At 72.5% G+C, this 20,157-nt stretch carries 18 protein-coding genes; 10 read left to right on the forward strand and 8 right to left on the reverse strand.

Annotated features, from left to right (window positions below):
- Nucleotides 1-249 precede the first annotated feature (249 nt).
- Entirely contained in the window at nt 250-2,424 is a 2,175-nt protein-coding gene (locus tag E1266_RS23345; protein WP_132050388.1) for a bifunctional (p)ppGpp synthetase/guanosine-3',5'-bis(diphosphate) 3'-pyrophosphohydrolase, read from the forward strand.
- Nucleotides 2,425-2,457: 33 nt separating this feature from the next.
- Here the strand turns inward: E1266_RS23345 and aspS are convergent, their stop codons facing one another.
- From aspS to E1266_RS23360, 3 genes are read right to left on the reverse strand one after another with little or no spacing between them, the layout of a single operon-like run.
- Nucleotides 2,458-4,224, reverse strand: coding sequence for an aspartate--tRNA ligase (gene aspS, locus E1266_RS23350; protein ID WP_132050358.1), 1,767 nt, complete (start codon nt 4,222-4,224; stop codon nt 2,458-2,460).
- Complete coding sequence (hisS, locus tag E1266_RS23355) at nt 4,221-5,501, reverse strand: histidine--tRNA ligase (protein ID WP_132050360.1); 1,281 nt, start codon at nt 5,499-5,501, stop codon at nt 4,221-4,223. The genes aspS and hisS overlap by 4 nt, the downstream gene beginning before the upstream one ends.
- A gap of 12 nt (nt 5,502-5,513) precedes the next feature.
- On the reverse strand, nt 5,514-6,254 hold the full coding sequence (locus tag E1266_RS23360; RefSeq protein WP_132050362.1) for an MBL fold metallo-hydrolase: 741 nt from the start codon (nt 6,252-6,254) through the stop codon (nt 5,514-5,516).
- A gap of 227 nt (nt 6,255-6,481) precedes the next feature.
- On the opposite strand from E1266_RS23360, the gene E1266_RS23365 reads away from it, so the two are divergent.
- A complete protein-coding gene (locus tag E1266_RS23365; protein WP_132050364.1) occupies nt 6,482-7,264 on the forward strand; it encodes a peptidylprolyl isomerase in 783 nt (260 codons plus the stop codon).
- 73 nt (nt 7,265-7,337) lie between these two features.
- On the forward strand, nt 7,338-8,573 hold the full coding sequence (locus tag E1266_RS23370; protein WP_132050366.1) for a DUF349 domain-containing protein: 1,236 nt from the start codon (nt 7,338-7,340) through the stop codon (nt 8,571-8,573).
- Nucleotides 8,574-8,805: 232 nt separating this feature from the next.
- Here the strand turns inward: E1266_RS23370 and E1266_RS23375 are convergent, their stop codons facing one another.
- From E1266_RS23375 to E1266_RS23390, 4 genes are all read right to left on the reverse strand, one after another.
- The gene (locus E1266_RS23375) at nt 8,806-9,384 is read right to left on the reverse strand and encodes a TIGR03086 family metal-binding protein (protein WP_132050368.1); all 579 of its coding nucleotides are present in this window, start codon (nt 9,382-9,384) and stop codon (nt 8,806-8,808) included.
- Between the two features lie 65 nt (nt 9,385-9,449).
- Complete coding sequence (locus tag E1266_RS23380) at nt 9,450-10,058, reverse strand: DUF305 domain-containing protein (RefSeq protein ID WP_132050370.1); 609 nt, start codon at nt 10,056-10,058, stop codon at nt 9,450-9,452.
- The gene (locus tag E1266_RS23385; RefSeq protein WP_132050372.1) at nt 10,055-10,684 is read right to left on the reverse strand and encodes a DUF3105 domain-containing protein; all 630 of its coding nucleotides are present in this window, start codon (nt 10,682-10,684) and stop codon (nt 10,055-10,057) included. The genes E1266_RS23380 and E1266_RS23385 overlap by 4 nt, the downstream gene beginning before the upstream one ends.
- Before the next feature lie 86 nt (nt 10,685-10,770).
- Nucleotides 10,771-11,136, reverse strand: coding sequence for a hypothetical protein (locus E1266_RS23390; protein WP_132050374.1), 366 nt, complete (start codon nt 11,134-11,136; stop codon nt 10,771-10,773).
- Between the two features lie 250 nt (nt 11,137-11,386).
- On the opposite strand from E1266_RS23390, the gene E1266_RS23395 reads away from it, so the two are divergent.
- From E1266_RS23395 to E1266_RS23425, 7 genes are all read left to right on the forward strand, one after another.
- Complete coding sequence (locus E1266_RS23395; RefSeq protein WP_243718761.1) at nt 11,387-12,649, forward strand: replication-associated recombination protein A; 1,263 nt, start codon at nt 11,387-11,389, stop codon at nt 12,647-12,649.
- 111 nt (nt 12,650-12,760) lie between these two features.
- The gene (locus E1266_RS23400; RefSeq protein WP_132050376.1) at nt 12,761-13,171 is read left to right on the forward strand and encodes a DUF948 domain-containing protein; all 411 of its coding nucleotides are present in this window, start codon (nt 12,761-12,763) and stop codon (nt 13,169-13,171) included.
- Entirely contained in the window at nt 13,168-13,503 is a 336-nt protein-coding gene (locus E1266_RS23405; protein WP_132050378.1) for a hypothetical protein, read from the forward strand. The genes E1266_RS23400 and E1266_RS23405 overlap by 4 nt, the downstream gene beginning before the upstream one ends.
- 1 nt (nt 13,504) lies before the next feature.
- Complete coding sequence (gene alaS, locus E1266_RS23410) at nt 13,505-16,174, forward strand: alanine--tRNA ligase (protein ID WP_132050380.1); 2,670 nt, start codon at nt 13,505-13,507, stop codon at nt 16,172-16,174.
- Nucleotides 16,175-16,289: 115 nt separating this feature from the next.
- A complete protein-coding gene (gene ruvX / locus E1266_RS23415) occupies nt 16,290-16,748 on the forward strand; it encodes a Holliday junction resolvase RuvX (RefSeq protein ID WP_132050382.1) in 459 nt (152 codons plus the stop codon).
- Nucleotides 16,745-17,920, forward strand: a complete 1,176-nt coding sequence (mltG, locus tag E1266_RS23420; protein WP_132050384.1) for an endolytic transglycosylase MltG — start codon at nt 16,745-16,747, stop codon at nt 17,918-17,920. The genes ruvX and mltG overlap by 4 nt, the downstream gene beginning before the upstream one ends.
- Nucleotides 17,921-17,935: 15 nt before the next feature.
- Complete coding sequence (locus tag E1266_RS23425; protein ID WP_132050386.1) at nt 17,936-18,784, forward strand: shikimate dehydrogenase; 849 nt, start codon at nt 17,936-17,938, stop codon at nt 18,782-18,784.
- Nucleotides 18,785-18,790: 6 nt separating this feature from the next.
- Here the strand turns inward: E1266_RS23425 and E1266_RS23430 are convergent.
- Nucleotides 18,791-20,157 (reverse strand): prenyltransferase/squalene oxidase repeat-containing protein (locus E1266_RS23430; RefSeq protein ID WP_165966182.1); only part of this gene is annotated, 1,367 nt, incomplete at its 5' end.

A 20,157-nucleotide genomic window follows, 5' to 3' on the forward strand; every position in this document is an offset into this window, starting at 1 on the left:
ACCGACGCTCCCGCCCAGGCTCCCGCCGCCCAGCCCCCTGACGAGCAGGCCCCTGACGAGCAGGCCCCCGAGGAGCGGGCTCCCGGAGCCCAGACCTCCGGCGAGCAGGCCGCCGAAGACCCGGCTTCCGGAGAGCAGGCCCCTGATGAGCCCGCCGTACCGTCCAGGCCCGCACAGGCCACGATCCCACCGTCTGCCGCCCGGGTGCGCCGAAGGCTCGCCAGGCTGGGCGCCCAGCGCGGCCCCGCTATGAACCCGGTACTCGAACCACTGATCAAGACGGTCCGCAACACCCATCCCAAGGCGGACCTGCGGCTCATCGAGCGCGCCTACGACGTCGCCGCCCACCACCACCGGCACCAGAAGCGCAAGAGCGGCGACCCGTACATCACGCACCCGCTCGCCGTCGCCACCATCCTCGCCGAGCTCGGCATGAACACCGAGACGCTGTGCGCGGCCCTGCTGCACGACACCGTCGAGGACACCCCCTACACGCTCGACCAGCTGCGCGCCGACTTCGGCGACGAGATCGCCGCGCTCGTCGACGGCGTCACCAAGCTCGACAAGGTCAAGTACGGGGAGGCCGCCGAGGCCGAGACCGTCCGCAAGATGGTCGTCGCGATGTCCCGCGACATCCGCGTCCTGGTGATCAAGCTCGGCGACCGGCTGCACAACATGCGCACGCTGCGCTACATGCCGCGGCACAAGCAGGAGAAGAAGGCTCGCGAGACCCTGGAGGTGTTCGCGCCGCTCGCGCACCGCCTCGGGATGAACACGCTGAAGTGGGAGCTGGAGGACCTCGCGTTCGCCACGATGTACCCCAAGCGGTTCGACGAGATCGCCCGGCTGGTGTCCGAGCGCGCCCCGCGCCGCGACGTCTACCTCCAGGAAGTGATCCAGTACGTCTCCGCCGACCTGCGCGACGCGCGGATCAAGGCGACCGTCACCGGGCGCCCGAAGCACTACTACTCGATCTACCAGAAGATGATCGCGCGGGACGTCAGCTTCGACGACATCTACGACCTGGTCGGCATCCGGGTCCTCGTCGACAGCGTCCGCGACTGCTACGCCGCCCTCGGCACCATCCACGCGCGGTGGAACCCGGTCCCCGGCCGGTTCAAGGACTACATCGCGATGCCGAAGTTCAACATGTACCAGTCGCTGCACACGACGGTGATCGGCCCCGGCGGCAAGCCCGTCGAGCTGCAGATCCGCACCTGGGGCATGCACCGCCGCGCCGAGTACGGCGTCGCCGCGCACTGGAAGTACAAGGAGGAGACGGTCGCCGGGCGCAAGGCCGGTGACATGCAGTGGCTCCGCCAGCTCCTCGACTGGCAGAAGGAGACCGCCGACCCCGCCGAGTTCCTGGAGTCGCTGCGGTTCGACCTGTCGGTCTCCGAGGTGTTCGTGTTCACGCCGAAGGGCGACGTGATCGCGCTGCCGCAGGGCGCGACCCCCGTCGACTTCGCCTACGCGATCCACACCGAGGTCGGGCACCGATGTATCGGCGCCCGTGTCAACGGGCGCCTCGTCCCCCTCGAATCGACCCTGGACAACGGCGACACCGTCGAGGTATTCACCTCCAAGTCGCCGGACGCGGGCCCGAGCCGCGACTGGCTCGGCTTCGTCAAGAGCGCCCGCGCCCGCAACAAGATCAAGCACTGGTTCTCCAAGGAGCGCCGCGACACCGCGATCGAGTCCGGCAAGGACGCCATCGCCCGCGCGATGCGCAAGCAGAACATGCCGCTGCAGCGGATGATGTCCGGGGAGGCGCTGCTCGCCCTCGCCCGCGACATGCGCTACCCGGACGTGTCGTCGCTGTACGCGGCGGTCGGGGAGAGCCAGGTCTCCGCGCAGCACGTCGTCCAGCGGCTCGTGGACGCCCTCGGCGGGGTGGAGAGCGCCGAGGAGGACCTCGCCGAGCTGGCGCTGCCGACCCGCCGCAAGCGGACCCGTCCCGCGGGCGACCCGGGCGTCGTCGTGGCCGACGACCCCGACGTGTGGGTGCGGCTGTCGCGGTGCTGCACCCCGGTGCCGGGCGACGAGATCGTCGGGTTCGTCACGCGCGGGCACGGCGTCTCCGTCCACCGCGCCGACTGCGCGAACGTCGCCAGCCTGAAGTCGCAGCCCGACCGGCTCATCGACGTGAAATGGTCCCCGGGGGAGGACTCGGTCTTCCTGGTCGCCATCCAGGTCGAGGCCCTCGACCGTCCCCGGCTGCTGTCGGACGTGACCCGCGTGCTGTCCGACCAGCACGTCAACATCCTGTCGGCCTCGGTCACCACCACCCGCGACCGCGTCGCCGTCAGCCGGTTCACGTTCGAGATGGGCGACCCGAAGCACCTCGGCCACGTCCTGAAGGCCGTCCGCTCCATCGACGGCGTCTACGACGTGTACCGGACGCCGAGCGGCGCCGCCCGCTAGGGACGGCGCCGCCCGACAGGTGCTTTCCGCCGGTCAGGCTCCGGCGGCCTCGGTCTTCTTCTCGGGTTCCGCGTCGACACCGGCCTCGGCGCGCTGCCGCGGCGTGATCGGCGTCGGCGCGGCCGTCAGCGGGTCGTAGCCGGACGCCGCCTTCGGGAAGGCGATCACGTCGCGGATCGAGTCCTGCCTGGACAGGAGCATGACCATCCGGTCCCAGCCGAACGCGATGCCGCCGTGCGGGGGCGGCCCGAACTTGAACGCCTCCAGCAGGAACCCGAACTTCGACTCGGCCTCCTCCTTCGACATGCCCAGCACGTCGAACACGCGCTGCTGCATCTCCGCGCGGTGGATTCGCAGTGAACCGCCGCCGATCTCGGTGCCGTTCAGGACGAGGTCGTAGGCGTTCGCGAGCGCGCCGCCCGGGTCGTCCTGGAAGGTTGCGGCGAACTCCGCCTTCGGCGCGGTGAACGGGTGGTGGACGGCCGTCCAGCCGATCTGCTCGCCCTTGTCGTCCTCGACCGGCTCGAAGACCGGCGCGTCGACCACCCACACGAACTTCCACGCCGACTCGTCGATCAGCTCGCGGCGGCGGCCGATCTCCAGCCGGGCGGCGCCCAGCAGCTCCTGCGTCGCGTGCCGCTTGCCCGCGCCGAAGAAGATCGCGTCGCCGATGCCGGCGCCGGTCTGCGCGGCGAGGCCCTCCTTCTCGGCGTCGGAGAGGTTCTTGGCGACCGGGCCGCCGAGCGTCCCGTCCTCCTGGACGAGCACGTACGCGAGGCCGCGGGCGCCGCGGGCCTTCGCCCAGTCCTGCCAGCCGTCCAGCTCCCGGCGGGTCTGGGACGCGCCGCCCGGCATCACGACCGCGCCGACGTAGGGGGCCTGGAACACCCGGAACGAGGTGTCCGCGAAGTACTCGGTCATGTCGGTGAGCTCGAGGCCGAACCGCAGGTCGGGCTTGTCGGAACCGTACCGGGCCATCGCGTCGGCGTAGGTGATGTGGGGGATCGGCCGGGGGACCTCGTACCCGCCGATCTCCTTCCAGAGGCGGGAGACGAGGTCCTCGCCGACCCGCAGGACGTCGTCCTGGTCCACGAACGACATCTCGATGTCGATCTGGGTGAACTCCGGCTGCCGGTCGGCGCGGAAGTCCTCGTCCCGGTAGCAGCGGGCGATCTGGTAGTAGCGCTCCAGCCCGCCCACCATGAGCAGCTGCTTGAACAGCTGCGGCGACTGCGGCAGCGCGTACCAGTGGCCCGGCTGCAGCCGGACGGGGACCAGGAAGTCGCGGGCGCCCTCGGGCGTCGACCGGGTCAGCGTCGGGGTCTCGATGTTGACGAACCCGTGCTCGCGCATCACCTCGTGCACCAGGAACGACGCCTCGGAGCGGACCTTCACCGCCCGCGCCACGGCGTCGCGGCGCAGGTCGAGGTACCGGTACTTGAGCCGGATCTCCTCGTTGACGTTGACGTCGCCCTCGATGGGGAACGGGAGCGGTGCCGCTTCCGACAGCACCTCGATGTCGGCGGCGGCGACCTCGATGTCCCCGGTCGGCAGCTCGGGGTTCTCGTTCCCCTCCGGCCGGACGCGCACCTCCCCGACGACCTTCACGCAGTACTCCGAGCGCAGGTCGTGGGCGGCGTCCTCCTCCCGGAACACGACCTGGGCGGTGCCGGAGGCGTCGCGCAGGTCGATGAACGTGACGCCGCCGTGGTCGCGGCGGCGGCCGACCCAGCCGGCCAGCGTGACCTGCTGCCCGGCGTGCTCCTTGCGGAGCGTCCCCGCCTCGTGGGTGCGGATCATTTCGAGAGCCTTTCCTTCAACGTCGTGACGATGGCGGGGAGCGGGACGGCGGCCTGCTCGCCCTCCGCGAGATCCTTGACCTGGGCGACGCCGTCGGCGATGTCCCGCTCCCCGAGGATCACGGCGTAGCGGGCGCCAGAGCGGTCCGCGTCCTTCATGGCGCCCTTGAGCCTCTTGCCGCCGAACGCCATGTCGGCGGCGATCCCGGCCCGGCGCAGCTCGTCTACCAGCGCGAACATCCGGCGCTCGGCCGCCTCGCCGAGCGCCACCCCGAACGCCTCGCAGCGCGGCCGGGCGGCGATCGCGGCGTCCCCGGCCTCCGGCGCCTCGGCCTCCAGCGCGAGGACCGTGCGGTCCAGGCCGAGCCCGAACCCGATGCCGGGCAGCGGCGGGCCGCCGATGTCCTCCGACAGCCCGTCGTAGCGGCCGCCGCCGCCGATGCCGGACTGCGCGCCGAGCAGCGGGTGGTCGAACTCGTAGGTCGTCCGGGTGTAGTAGTCGAGCCCCCGGACGAGCGTGGGGGTGTCCTCCCACGTGATGCCGAGGTCGCCGAGCAGCTCGCGGACCTGGTCGTGGTACGCCTTGCACGCCGGGCACAGGTGGTCGGCCATCAGGGGCGCGTCCGCGAGCTGCTCCCGCACCTGGGGGCGCTTGTCGTCCAGCACCCGCAGCGGGTTGATCTCGATCCGGGCGCGGGCGTCATCGTCGAGGTCCAGGCGGCGCAGGAAGTCCTGCAGCAGGGCCCGGTACGCGGGACGGCACTCCTTGCAGCCGAGCGAGTTCAGCAGCAGCCGCACCCGGGTCAGCCCGAGGGAGCGGTACCAGTTCCACGCGATCGCGATCGTCTCGGCGTCGACCCGAGGGTCCTCGCTGCCGATCGCCTCCAGGTCGAGCTGGTAGAACTGCCGGTAGCGGCCCTGCTGGGGCCGCTCGGCGCGGAAGGCGGGCCCCGTCGTCCACACCTTCACCGGCAGCGCGCCCTTGTGGAGGTTGTTCTCCAGGACCGACCGCAGCACCGACGCGGTGAACTCGGGGCGGAGCGTCAGCGAGCGGCCGCCCCTGTCCTCGAACGTGTACATCTCCTTGGAGACGACGTCGGTGGACTCCCCGACACCGCGCCTGAACAGGTTGGTGTCCTCGAAGACGGCCAGCTCCAGGTAGCCGTAGCCGGCGAGCCGCGCCTGCTCGGCGAACGCCTCCCGGATGGCGTAGAAGAGGTCCGCGCGCGGCGGAACGTATTCACTGACCCCCTTGGGGGCCCGGAAACTCGAACTCATGGTCTCTTAGGCTCAGAATCCCTTGCCGGGGCCGTCCGCGGGAGCCGTCGAGCCCATCAGGGGGGACGACCCCCCTGAACCCCCCGGCAAAAGCCCGGTGAGGAACGGGTTGGTGGCGCGCTCGCGGCCGATTGTGGTCTGTGTCCCGTGGCCGGGCAGGACGGCCGTCTCGTCGGGCATGGAGAGGCACACCCGCGACAGGCTGGCGAGGATCTCCTCGTACGAACCGCCCGGCAGGTCGGTGCGTCCGATCGAGCCGGCGAACAGCAGGTCCCCGGTGAACATCACGTCCGGGATCTGCTCCGTCTCCGGCGTCCGGAAGGTCACCGACCCGGGCGTATGGCCCGGCGCGTGGTCGACGGTGAAGCTCAGCCCCGCCAGCTCCAGCACCGCCCCGTCGGCCAGCTCCCGCACGTCGTCCGGCTCCGTCAGCTCCAGGCCGCCGAACAGCTGCTGCCCGGCGCCGAGCGACAGCCCCTTCGCCGGATCGCTGAGCAGGTCGCGGTCGTCCGGGTGGATGTAGGCGGGGACGTCCTTCGCGCCGCAGACGGGCGCCACCGACCACACGTGGTCGAGGTGGCCGTGCGTCAGCAGCACCGCGACCGGCTTCAGCCGGTGCTCGCGCAGGATCTCCTCGATCCCGCCCCCGGCGTCCTCGCCGGGGTCGATGATGACGCACTCCTCACCCGCGGCGGGCGCCACGACATAGCAGTTCGCGGCGAAAGATCCGGCGGGGAACCCGGCGACGAGCACGGTCGTCCTTCCTTAGAACCAAGTCGGGTGGCCTGTCCGAGGGTACCGGCGCGGCCACGGCCACCGCGAACGAGATCGCCGGGTCGCCGTGTCGCCGTGTCGCCGCCCGCCGCCCGCCGCCCGGCGCCCCCGCCACCTGAGCGCCGGCTGAAAGCCAGGACGCGTTCGACTCCAGGGGCCGCTACTATGCGCTGCACGTTCACCTGATCACACCGGAGGAGCAGCCCGTGGCGGGGAAGGACCGCAAGAAGCAGCTCGCGCGTGCGCGCTACGAGCGGCAGGAGCAGCAGCGGGCTCAGCGGGCGGCGCGGGCGCGCCGCCTCAAGGTCGCGGGCTCGGCCGGCGCGGTGGCCGCGATCGTCGCCGGCGGCGCCGCGATCGTCGCGTTCACCGGCGGGGACGACGAGTCCGAGGCCGCCGCGAAGGCGTCCGCGACCCCCCAGGTCAAGCCGGGGGAGTGCGCGTACAAGCCGGCGAAGGTGCCGGGCGCGCCCAAGGACCTCGGGACCCCGCCCGTCAAGCCGGTCCACAAGGGAACGGTGAAGGCGACCGTCAAGACCAACCACGGCGACGTCGTGCTGGAACTGGACGGCGGGAACGCGCCGTGCACCGTCAACTCCTTCGCGTTCCTGGCCGAGAAGAACTTCTACGACAAGACCGACTGCCACCGGATGACCAGCGGCGGGCTCAACGTCCTGCAATGCGGCGACCCGACCGGGGAGGGCGCCGGCGGGCCGGGCTACCAGTACGCCAACGAGAACACCGAAGGCGCCCAGTACAAGGCGGGCACGCTCGCCATGGCGCACAGCGCGCAGCCGGACTCCAACGGCAGCCAGTTCTTCATCGTCTACAAGGACTCGCAACTCTCGCCCGACTACACCGTCTTCGGGAAGGTCGCCAAGGGGCTGGACGTCATCCAGGAGATCGCCAAGGGCGGGTCGGAACCAGACGGAGACGGCGAACCCAAGAAGAAGGTCACGATCCGGGACGTCTCGATCGCCGGGAAATAGGCGAACGGGATACTAAGGTGTGGAGGGTCCGGTGGCTGGGAAAGCATCCGGACCCGCGATTCAGGAGGCAAGGGTGTCCAGCGCGACCGATCCCTGGGGCCGGGTGGACGAGGACGGCACCGTGTACGTCAGGACGTCCGACGGTGAGCGCGTCGTCGGGTCCTGGCAGGCCGGTGCGCCCGAAGAGGCCCTGGCCTACTTCAAGCGCAAGTACGACGCGCTCGTCACCGAGATCGGCCTGCTGGAGCAGCGGGTCCGCACCACCGACCTGCAGCCGGCGCAGGCGCAGCAGAGCATCGACCGGCTCCGCGAGGCCGTCGCCGACGCGCACGCCGTCGGCGACCTCGACGCGCTCGCCCGGCGCCTCGACGCCCTCACCGAGCTGGTCGGGCGGCGCCGCGAAGAGGTCAAGGCGCAGCGCGAGCAGCACCGCCACGAGGCCCGCGAGGTCAAGGAGCGGATCGTCGCCGAGGCCGAGCGGATCGCCGCCGAGGAGACCCACTGGAAGAACGGCGGCGAGCGGCTGCGCCAGCTCGTCGAGGAGTGGAAGGCCGCCGACCGCATCGACCGGCCCACCGAGACCGCGCTGTGGAAGCGGCTGTCGTCCGCCCGCAACGCCTTCACCAAGCGCCGCAAGGCGTACTTCGCCACCCTCGACGACCAGCGCGAGGAGTCCCGCAGGGAGAAGGAGCGCCTCGTCGCCGAGGCCGAGGCCATGTCCGGCTCGACCGACTGGGGCGAGACGGCCGCCGCGTACCGCGACCTGATGCGCCGCTGGAAGACCGCCGGCCGTGCCTCCAGGGACGCCGAAGAAGAGCTCTGGGCCCGCTTCAAGGGCGCCCAGGACACCTTCTTCCAGGCCCGCAGCGCCGCCTTCGCCGAACGCGACGCCGAGTTCCGCGGGAACGCCGCCGAGAAGGAGAAGATCCTCGCCGAGGCGGAACGGCTGCTGCCCGTCAAGGACGTCCGCCAGGCCCGGCAGGCGCTGCGCGGCGTCCAGGAGCGCTGGGAGGCCGCGGGCATGGTCCCCCGCGACCAGCGCGACCGCCTCGAAGGCCGGCTCCGCAAGATCGAGGAGACCGTCCGGGCCGCCGAGGAGAACGAGTGGCGCCGCACCAACCCCGAGGCCCGCGCACGCGCCGAAGCCACCGTCACCCAGCTGCGCAACTCCATCGACCAGCTCGAGAAGCGCCTCGCCAAGGCCCGCGACGCCGGCCGTGAGAAGGACGTCAAGGAAGCCGGAGAGGCCCTGACCGCCCGCCGAGCCTGGCTCGAAGAGGCTGAACGCACCCTCGCCGAATTTTCTTGATCACCCAGGGGGCGGTGCTAGCCCAGGGGGGCGACCCCCTGGAACCCCCGTTGCGCACGGCGCGCCGTTTCCCGATCCGCTGGCGCGTCTCGTGAAACGGCGCCCCGTGCGGCGGGTCGTGCGACCTCCGGTCGCAGCACGACCTCCGGCCGCACCACCCGTGGGGTGATCATGCAGGTCGGCGTGTCCCTCGCGGTCCCCTCCAACTCTCGGGATCCGTGGGGGTCTGGCGCTATGTGCGGTTGAGGTAGGGGGTTCGGCCCAGGAAGGCCAGTAGGCGGGTTTGTTCGTCTGCGCCTTTCTGGGGGCGTTTTGGAGGTGCCAGGTGGCCGGTGGTTCTCAGGTGCGCGGCGACTACCTGGGCGGTGGCGAAGGCGTGGTGGACCAGGTCCGGGTCCAGGCGGGACGGCTGGTCCGTGGCCTTCGCCAGGTCCCAGGCGTGCACCAGCGGCTCCAGGATGTACGCCTCCAGGTAGTCGGCCAGGGGCAGCTCGCCCAGCCCTCCGAACGGGATGGGGCGGGCCAGGGCGTCGGCGGTGAGGGCGGCGGCGCACTCCTTGCGCGCCGTCCGCCAGCTCATCAGGACGTCGCCGGGGACGAACCGCGCCGGGTCGCGGGTGATGTCGGGCTCGGGCCGCCCGTCCGCCAGCGCCATGATCAGGTACTGGCCGCCGGTCACGTGGCCGGCGACGTCGCGGGCGGTCCAGTCCTCGCAGGGCGACGGCGCGTCCCAGCCGTCCCGGGGAGCGCCGGCCACCAGGCCCTCGAAGAGATCGAGGGCCCGGTGGTAGCCGCTGAGGTTCGGAGCCATGGTCGTCAGTGACCCGCGATACGGGCGCCCTGTCAAGCGCTATCGCGAAGGTTGCCCGGCGCCCCTCACGCCTCGGGGGCGCCCCGCTCGCGGAGCATCGCGTTCATCTGGTCGATCTCCGCTCGCTGGCCGTCCACCATCGTCCTGGCGAGCCGCTGCACCCTGTCGTGGCCGCTGAGGGTGAGCACGGCCTCCGCCATGTCCACGCCGCCGCGGTGGTGGGCGATCATCAGCCGCAGGAACCGGACCTCCGCGTCCTCGCCGGACGCCTTCTCCAGGTCGGTGAGCTCCTCCCGCGTCGCCATGCCCGGCATCGCGCCCGCCCCGCCGCCGTGGCCCGCGTGGCCGGCCATCCAGCGCATGGGGCCCGCAGGGTCGGTCTTGGGCAGGCCCCACTCGTCCAGCCAGGCGGTCATCATGCCGATCTGGGCCTGCTGGGTGTTGATGATGTCGTAGGCCAGCAGGCGGACGTCGCGGTCGTCCGTGCGGTCCCGGACGATGAACGACATCCGTACCGCCTGGGCGTGGTGGGCGCTCATGTCGCGGGCGAACCCGGCCTCGGGGCCGTTCGTCCCGGGTGCGCCGGAGCGGAGCACGTTCACCGCGATCAGCGTCAGGCCCGCCAGGAGGATGAGGGCCGCCAGGACGACGGTGGGGCGCCGTCCGCGGGTCATGGTGTGTCCTTGGCGCCGTCGCATGGTGCGCCGGGCTCCGGGGTCTGCGGGCCCTTCACGAAGGCGCGGAGGAACTCGTCCACGCGCGGGTCTGCGGCGTCCTGCAACTTGAGCTGCTTGCCCCAGGCGCTGAGCGCGATCGGGGCGTCCAGGGACGGGTACGGGCTCATGAACGTGTAGTCGGTGCCGGTGACCCTGGTCTGCAGCGCCTGCAGCTGGTCGGCGGGGAGCCCGGGACGGTAGGCGATCCAGACGGCGCCGTGCTCAAGCGAGTGCACCGCGTTCTCGTTGCGGAGCGGTGCGTCGTACACGCGGCCGTTGCAGTTCTGCCAGGCGCCGTCGTGCTCGCCGCCCATCGGCGGGTCGGTCTCGTACTTGACGGTACCGGTGACGTGGTCGCGGCTCAGGTCGTCCTTGGTCACCAGCCCGGCGATCGACTCGTCGGCGGACGACCTGGACTGCATGAACGCGTAGCCGATGGCGACGAACGCCACCACGCCGATCACGGTGAAGAAGGCGATGGTGCCCCAGGGCACCTGCCTCTCGGTGAGCGCGTTCTTGGGGCGGGTGTTCTTGCCGCCGGCGTTCTTGGCACGGGCGTTTCTGTTGCGGGCGCTCTTGGACATGCGAGGGGTCCTCTCGGGTGCTGTGGACGGCTGTGCGGAACTGCCGCGGCGCCGGGGGGCGCCGCGGTGGCCTTGCGGCCGGTCCTCTACCGCCGGAGCACCTGGAGGGAGTGCCGGGGGACGGGGACGCGCCTGCCCTCGGGACGCAGGGCGACCGCCCAGCCTGCGCGGGCGGGCAACCGGAAGGCCGGGCGCCCGGATCCGGCGGCGAGGCCCAGCAGGAGGAGGGTGAACAGCACGGCCAGGCACAGGCACGCGTTCAGCGGGACATCCGGCTGCCCCTGCTTCAGCGACGAGTGGTCCTTCAGGGGCGCGCTCACCGCTTGCTCGGTGCAGACGCGGGACACGGGCGCATGGCCCAGGCCGTAGCAAAAGACGAGCCCGCCCACGACGAGGAGGATCACGAGCAGCCCGGCCGGCCCGTACCGCCGCCGCGGGGTCGTACCGGCCACCGTCACGCTCCTGTATCCGCCTTCCGGGCTGTTCCAACGCCACAGCCGGTTCGCGGGTTCCCGGGTTCCCCGGGCCGGGAGTGTCCGCACCGCCGGATAATGTCAGAGCGTGACCAGCAGGGCGGAATCGGGTGAGCCGGAGGGCCTTTTCGACGCGCCGGCGGAGGCGGGGACGGCCCCGGAGGCCGCCGCGGCGCCGGTGTCCCGGGCCGCGGCCGGTACGGGAGCGGGGCAGCCCCTCGCGGTGCGGATGCGTCCCCGCGGGCTGGACGAGGTCGTCGGCCAGGGGCACCTGCTCGGCCCCGGCACCCCCATCCGGCAGCTCGTCGACCGGGACGTGCCGATGTCGCTCGTCCTGTGGGGGCCGCCGGGCACCGGCAAGACGACCCTCGCCACGGTCGTCAGCCACGTCACGTCCCGGCGGTTCGTGGAGATCTCCGCGGTCAGCGACGGCGTCAAGCGCGTCCGCGCCGAGATCGACCTGGCCAAGCGCGAGCTGGGCATGACCGGGCGGCAGACCGTCCTGTTCGTGGACGAGGTCCACCGCTTCAACAAGGCGCAGCAGGACGCGCTGCTGCCCGCCGTGGAGAACCGCTGGGTCTCCTTCATCGGCGCCACCACCGAGAACCCGTTCTTCTCCGTCATCAGCCCGCTGCTGTCGCGGTCGCTGCTGCTCACCCTGGAGCCGCTCGGCGAGGACGCGCTGCGCGAGGTGATCCACCGCGCGCTCGCCGACGAGCGCGGCCTGGCCGGGGCGGTCGCCCTGGACCCGGCGGCCGAGGAGCACCTCGTCCGGCTGGCCGGCGGAGACGCGCGGCGCGCCCTCACCTACCTGGAGGCCGCCGCCCTGGTCGTCGAGGACGGCGCCGTGATCGACGCCGGCGTCCTGGAGAAGGCCGTCGACCGGGCCGCCGTCCGCTACGACCGCGAGGGCGACCAGCACTACGACGTCATCAGCGCGTTCATCAAGAGCATCCGCGGCAGCGACGTCGACGCCGCGCTGCACTACCTGGCCCGCATGATCGAGGCCGGGGAGGACCCGCGCTTCATCGCCCGGCGGCTGATCGTCCACGCCAGCGAGGACGTCGGCATGGCCGACCCGACCGCGCTGCAGACGGCCGTCGCCGCGGCGCAGGCGGTGGAGTTCGTCGGCCTGCCCGAGGCGCGCATCAACCTCGCCCAGGCGGTCATCCACCTGTCCCTGGCGCCCAAGTCCAACGCGGTGATCATGGCCGTGGACGGGGCGCTCGGCGACGTGCGCAAGGGCCTCGCCGGGCCCGTCCCCGGGCATCTGCGCGACGCGCACTACAAGGGCGCGGCGAAGATCGGGCACGGGCAGGGCTACAAGTACGCCCACGACCACCCCGGCGGGGTCGTCCGGCAGCAGTACGCGCCCGACACCGTGGACGGACGGGAGTACTATCGCCCGACCAAGTACGGTGCCGAGTCCCGGTTCACCGAAGTGCTCGCACGGATCCGCTCCGTCCTGCGCGGTACCGCGGACCGGCGCTGACCAGACCCTTACCCGGCCTGTGGTCCCGGCATAGGGGCCGGTCGACCGGTAAGGTCTGTCACTGGCCACATGCCCGGCCCCGAGCCGAACTCACGCGAACGGAAAGCCCTGATGCTCACTGGTGGACAGTTGGCAGGTCTCATCGTGGCGGTGTTCTGGGCGGTGCTCGTCTCGTTCATCGCGCTCACCCTGCTGAAGCTCTCCCGCCTCCTCGGCGAGGCGACCAAGGTCGTCCACGACATCGGCGACCAGGCGGGCCCGCTGATGAACGACATGACCAGGACGGTCAAGCGCGCCAACGAGCAACTCGGCCGCACCGACGTCATCACCAAGCAGGTGGCCGGCGTCACGCAGAACGTCTCCGCCGTCACCACCGTCATGACGTCGGTGGTGGGCGGCCCGCTGGTGAAGGCCGCCGCGTTCTCCTACGGGGTGCGCAAGGCCCTCGGCGGGCGGGACGGCGACGCAGAGCCGGGCAGGCCGCAGTTGCAGGCGCGCTCCTCGGGCAGGGGACGCAGATGAGGCGGCTGTTCTGGGTCTCGGTCGGGGCTGGCGCGGGCGTCTACGTCTCGCACCGCGTCAAGCGCCGCGTCGTCCGGATCGCGCGCGCCTGGTCCCCCGAGGGGGTCGCGGCGCGGGCGGTGTCCACCGGGCAGGGCGCCGGCGAGCGGTTGAGGCATTTCGCCTCGGACGTGCGTACCGAGATGCGTGCCCGTGAAGAGGAGTTGCGCGAGGCCGTCCGCATGGACCAGGCTCCGCCGGACGCCGAGCTGCCCGGCCACCGGGGTTCCGGTCCACGCCGCGTGCTCAAGGCGCGATACACGATCATCGAGAACGACAAGGATGGCCACTGATATGGAGTCGGCAGAGGTCGCACGCCGCTTCCTCACGTTCTTCGAGGAGCGCGGGCACCAGGTGGTGCCCTCGGCCAGCCTCGTCGCCGAGGACCCGACCCTGCTGCTGGTGAACGCCGGCATGGTCCCGTTCAAGCCGTACTTCCTCGGCCAGCGCACCCCGCCGTCGCAGCGGATGACCAGCGCGCAGAAGTGCGTGCGGACGCCGGACATCGAGGAGGTCGGCAAGACCACCCGGCACGCGACGTTCTTCCAGATGCTGGGCAACTTCTCCATCGGGGACTACTTCAAGGAGCAGGCGATCCCGTTCGCCTGGGAGCTGCTGACCCGGCCGCGCGAGGACGGCGGCTTCGGGTTCCCCGAGGAGAAGCTGTGGGTCACGGTCTTCGACGACGACGACGAGGCCCAGAGCATCTGGCATGAGAAGGTCGGCGTCCCCCTCGACCGCATCCAGCGGCGCGGCATGGAGGACAACTTCTGGTCGATGGGCGTTCCCGGCCCGTGCGGCCCCTGCTCGGAGATCTACTACGACCGCGGCCCCGCGTACGGGCGCGAGGGCGGGCCGGTCGCCGACGAGGACCGCTACCTCGAGGTGTGGAACCTCGTCTTCATGCAGTTCGAGCGGGGGCCGGGGGACAGCAAGACCGACTTCCCGATCCTCGGCGACCTGCCCGCCAAGAACATCGACACCGGCATGGGCCTGGAGCGCATGGCGGCGATCCTCCAGGGCGTCGACAACATCTACGAGACCGACACCCTGTGGCGCGTCCTGGACCGCGCGGCCGGGCTGACCGGCGCCCGCTACGGCCGCGACCGGCGCGCCGACGTGTCGCTGCGCGTGATCGCCGACCACGTCCGCAGCGGGACGATGATGGTCGCCGACGGCATCCGCCCCGGCAACGAGGGCCGCGGGTACGTGCTGCGCCGCATCCTGCGCCGCTCCATCCGCAACCTGCGGCTGCTCGGCGGCCAGGACGCGGGCCTCATGCACGAGCTGACCGACGTCGCGATCAAGGCGATGGGCGAGCAGTACCCCGAGCTGGTGCGCACCGCCGCGAACATCCACACCGTCATCGACGCCGAGGAGGACTCGTTCCTCCAGACGCTGCGCACCGGCACCGCCATCTTCGACACCGCGGTCGAGGAGGCCAGGCGCTCCGGCGGCCGCACGCTCGCCGGCGACCAGGCGTTCAAGCTGCACGACACCTACGGCTTCCCGATCGACCTCACCCTGGAGATGGCGTCCGAGCAGGGCCTCCAGGTGGACGAGGAGGGCTTCCGGCGCCTCATGCGCGAGCAGCGCGAGCGCGCCAAGAAGGACGCCCGCGACAAGCGGACCGGCAACCTGGACGTCTCCGTCCTCGACGAGCTCCTCACCGGCGCCGGCGGCGAGGTCGACTTCATCGGCTACGGCCACCTGCGCGGCGACGCCCGCCTCGTCGGCCTGCTGGTCGGCGGCGCGAACGCGCCCGCGGCCGGGGAGGGCACCGAGGTCGAGGTCGTCCTCGACCGCACCCCGTTCTACGCCGAGGGCGGCGGGCAGCTCGCCGACCACGGCGTGATCAGGCTCGGCAACGGCGCGGTGATCGAGGTGACCGACGTGCAGGCGCCCCTGCCCGGCCTCATCGTGCACCGGGGGCGCGTGCTCAGCGGCGAGGCCCAGGCGGGCGACTCGGCCCACGCCGAGGTCGACGTGGAGCGGCGGCGGGCGATCTCCCGCTCGCACACCGCGACCCACATGGTGCACGCCGGGTTCCGCCGCGCGCTCGGCGAGTCGGCGGCGCAGGCCGGGTCGGAGAACTCGCCGGGCCGGTTCCGGTTCGACTTCACGGCGTCCGGCGCCGTCCCCGCCACCGTGCTGCGGGACGTCGAGGACGAGGTCAACGAGGTCCTGGTCGGCGACCTGGACGTCCGCGCCTTCCACACCTCGATCGACGAGGCCCGCGCGATGGGCGCGCTCGCCCTGTTCGGCGAGAAGTACGGCGACGAGGTCCGCGTCGTCGAGGTCGGCGACTACTCCCGCGAGCTGTGCGGCGGCACCCACGTCGCCCGCTCCGGGCAGCTCGGCCTGATCAAGGTGCTGGGCGAGTCGTCGATCGGCGCCGGGGTCCGCCGCGTCGAGGCCCTCGTCGGCATCGACGCGTTCCGCTTCCTCGCCCGGGAGAGCGTGCTGGTCGCGCAGCTCGCCGAGCAGCTGAAGGCGCGCAAGGAGGAGCTGCCCGAGCGGATCTCCGGGGTCGTCACCCGGCTCCGCGACGCGGAGAAGGAACTGGAGAAGCTCCGCTCCCAGCAGGTCCTCGCCATCGCGGGCTCCCTCGCCGACACCGCCAAGGACGTGGGCGGCATCGCGTTCGTGGGCCACCGCGCCCCCGACGGCACGGGGGCCGACGACCTGCGCAAGCTCGCGGTCGACGTCCGGGGGCGGCTCGTCGCGCGGCCGGCGGTCGTCATGGTCACGGGCGTCCCGAAGGACCGCCCGGTCGTGGTGGTCGCCGTCACCGAGGGCGCACGCGAACGGGGCCTGAAGGCGGGCGCGCTCGTCGGCGTGGCGGCGAAGGCCCTCGGCGGGGGAGGCGGCGGCAAGGACGACCTCGCCCAGGGCGGCGGCGCGAACCCCGCCGCGATCGGCGAGGCCCTCGACGCGGTCGAACGCGCAGTAGGGGCCGCGTGATCCCCGCACATCGGGGTAGAGCGACCGGGGGTCGAAGCGACGAGGCTCGCGACGGGCGCGCGGGGGACGCGCCTGGTGCCGGGGGGCGCCCGGAGCCGCTGAGCGGAGCGAAGCCATGAGAAACGGCGTCCGGTTGGGGGTCGATGTGGGGAGCGTGCGGGTCGGGGTCGCGCGGTGCGATCCCGGCGGCGTGCTCGCCACGCCCCTGGAGACCGTGAAGAGCGGCAAGGGCGACGTCGACCGGCTGGTGGAGCTGGTCGCCGAGTACGAGGCGATCGAGGTCGTCGTCGGCCTGCCGACGTCGCTGTCGGGCCGGGAGGGTCCGGCGGCGGAGGCGGCGCGCAGGTTCGCGGACCGGCTCGCGGACCGGCTCCCCCCGGAGACGGTCCGGCTGCACGACGAGAGGCTCACCACCGTCACGGCCGAGAGCGGCCTGCGGGCGGGGGGAGTGCACGGTAAGGCGCGCCGCAAGGTCGTCGACCAGGCCGCCGCGGCGGTGCTGCTCCAGGCGGCACTCGACGCGGAGAGATTGACGGGAAGCCCCCCAGGCGAGATCGTCCGGGGGAGCTCATGAACGACTTGGACCTTTTCTCGGACCCGTACGGCGATCCGTACGGGGACGGGCGACCCGCGGCGGAGGACCGGCCCAGCCGCAAGGACCAGCGGCGCACCCGCAAGGTGCAGAAGCGCCGCAGGCGCAACGGCCGGGCCGCGGCGCTGTTCGCGATGGCGTTCCTGGTGGCGGTGTTCGGCACCGGCGGCGTGCTCGGCTACGCGTGGCTCGACGACAAGTGGAACCCCCCGGACTACGCCGGCCAGGGCACCGGGAGCGTCACGGTCCAGATCAAGGACGGCGCCAGCGGCGCGGTGATCGGCAAGGCGCTGGAGGAGCACGAGGTCGTCAAGAGCTCCCGCGCGTTCGTCAAGGTGTTCCAGACGGAGACGCGCGCGTCCAGCATCCAGCCGGGCTTCTACCAGATGCGGCAGAAGATGTCGTCCGCCGCGGCGATGGCGCTGCTGCTGGACCCCAAGTCGCGGGCCGACACCCAGATCACGATCCCGGAGGGCCGGCGGGCCGTCGAGGTCTTCGAGCTCCTGGCCAAGAAGACCGGGATCCCGGTGAAGGAGTTCCAGGCCGCGGCGAAGAAGCCCGAGGGGCTGGGCCTCCCGCCGTACGCGAGCAACCGGGTGGAGGGCTACCTGTTCCCGGGCCGCTACGACCTCGACCCGAACGGCTCGGCGGGGCAGATCCTCAAGCAGATGGTGGACCGCTTCAACAAGGAGGCGACGAGCGACGACCTCGTCGGCAAGGCGCGCGAGGCGGGGATGAAGCCGGGGACGGTCATCACGCTGGCCAGCCTCATCCAGGCGGAGGGCGCCCGGCCCAGCGACCTGCCGAAGGTCTCCCGGGTGATCTACAACCGGGTCGAGAAGGACATGCCGCTGCAGTTCGACAGCACGGTCGTGTACGCGCTCGGCAAGCGGACGCTCACGGTGACCAACGAGGACCTCAAGTACGACTCGCCGTACAACACCTACAAGTACAAGGGGCTGCCTCCGGGGCCGATCGGCAACCCGGGGAGCGCGGCGATCGAGGCGGCGCTGAAGCCGAAGGACGGGACGTGGCTGTTCTTCGTCACCACCGACCCGGACCGCGGGATCACCAAGTTCGCCACCACCTACGAGCAGCAGCTCGAGCTGGAGAAGGAGTTCCGGGCCTGGCAGCGGGCGAACCCGGGCAACTGAGCCGAGGGAGTGGCGGTGGGGGAGACGGCCCGGCGGGCCGCGGTGCTGGGCGCGCCGATCGCGCATTCGCTGTCGCCGGTGCTGCACCGGGCGGCGTACGCGGCGATGGGACTGGACGGCTGGTCCTACGAGGCGATCGAGTGCCATGAGGACGGCCTGGCGGGGCTGCTGGACGGCCTCGGCCCCGAGTGGGCGGGCCTGTCGCTGACCATGCCCCTGAAGCGCGTCGCGCTGGACCTGGTGGACGCCGTGTCGGACCTGGCGGTGAAGGTCGGCGGCGTCAACACGATCGTCCTGCGCGACGGGCGGCGCCACGGCGACAACACCGACGTGCACGGCATGGTGACGGCGCTGGCCGAGGCCGGTGTCACGATCGGCGGGCCGGACGGCAGAGCGCTGGTGCTCGGCGGGGGCGCGACCGCCGCGTCCGCCCTCGCGGCGCTCGCCGCGCTCGGCGCGGCCGAAGCGGTGCTCGCGGTGCGCACCCCGGAGCGCGCCGCCGGGGCCGCCCGGGTAGGGGAGCGGTTCGGGCTCGCGGTCCGGGTCGTCAGCCTCGACCAGGTGACCGCGGAGCTCCCGGCCGAGCTGGTGGTGTCGACGCTGCCGGGGCGGGCGGCGGACGCGTTCGCCGCTCCGGTCGCCGCGTCGGGCGCCGCCCTGTTCGACGTCGTGTACGCGCCGTGGCCCACGGCCCTGGCGGTGGCGGTCGAGAAGGCCGGCGGGACGGTCGTGGGCGGCTTCCCGATGCTGCTGCACCAGGCCGTCCGGCAGGTGGCGCTGATGACCGGCCGCGACGACGTGCCCGTGGCGGCGATGCGCGCCGCCGGGGAGGCGGAGCTGGCCCGCCGTGCGCGCCTGGCGTGAGCCCGCTCAGGACGCGGCGGGCGGCGGACCGCGCTGGGTGCGGCGCCGCCGCATCGACTCGTTGACGGCGGTGAGGATGATCGGCAGGATCACGCTCAGCCAGAAGTCCTTCCACCCCCACAGCCCGGCCGCGACGCCGAGCGCGCTGCCTACGCACACCAGGACCAGCAGGAACGCCGCCCAGTGCCGCCGTGCGAGCGCCACCGGGTCGACGAGCCGGCTGTGCGGCAGCAGCTCGGCCAGGGGGACGTCCCGGGCGTGGGCGCGCTGGACGACCGTCGCGTCCGGCAGCCAGTGCAGCACGTCGGCGTTCCCTGCGAGGGGGAGCCGGGCGAGCGCGACCAAGGTCTCCAGCCGCCACCACAGCGTCCACAGCGACGTCCGGCCGCTGCCCGGGTAGCCGTTCCAGCGCGGGTCGGCGACCTCGCCGCGGACCAGCGTGCGGAATGCGCGGGCGACGGCCGGCCCGTGCGGGCCGCGCGGGTCCCGCAGCAGGGCGTTGAGCGCGATGGGCAGGCCGTAGTGCCAGAGCGCGAGGCGCCACACCGGCTTCGCCCCGGTGCCGTGCGGGGAGACGGTGTCGTGCGGGGAGACGTCGTAGGTCTCGATCCAGGTGTCGTCCTCGGTGCCGAGGTGCTCCAGCAGCCAGTCGTAGGCGTCCAGCAGCCGCTCCGTCCTCAGGTCCGGCCGCGCTTCGGCCAGTGTGACCAGCACGAAAGCGGTGTGGGTGACGGTGGGCCGGGACGCCTGGGTCGGTCCCCAGCCGGGGCGGTGCGCGGTCCGGTCCGCGGTCAGCCACTCCACGCCCCGGTCGACGGCCGTGTCGTAGGGGTTCAGCTGGCTGAGCGCGCGGAGCGCCAGGCAGGTCGGCCACACCCTGGACCGGCAGCCGTGCAGCGACCCCCAGCCGCCGTCCGGGTTCTGGTTGAGCACCAGCCACCGGTAGGCGCGTTCGAGGTCGGGCGCGTCGTCGCGCAGGTCGCAGCGGGCGCGGGCGAGGAACCGCGCGATCCATGCGGTCGCCTCCACGACCGGCATGCCCAGGCTGGTCTTGGTGGCCCAGCCGCCGTCCCGCAGCGCGTCCCGGGAGGTGGTCTGCCGGGCGGCGAGGAAGGCGAGCCCCTCGTCGAAGTACTCGAAGGGGCGGCCCGCCTCCACGAAGGCCAGGAGGCCGAGGGCCGTCGCGGTGCTGCCCGGCTCGGGCCGCGTGAGCTCGTGGTACCAGCCGCCGCCGTCGCCGAGCGCGGGCGCGTAGGTGTCGCGGAGGACGTCCAGGGACTCCTCCAGCCGGGCGTGCAGGACGGCCATGTCGATGGCGGAGGCGGCGGAACGCGGGTGCGCGCCGCGGTCGCGCGGGGTGCGGGGTGCGGGGA

Origin of the sequence: Actinomadura sp. 7K534 (genome assembly GCF_004348575.1) — a bacterium.
Lineage (GTDB): Bacteria > Actinomycetota > Actinomycetes > Streptosporangiales > Streptosporangiaceae > Spirillospora > Spirillospora livida.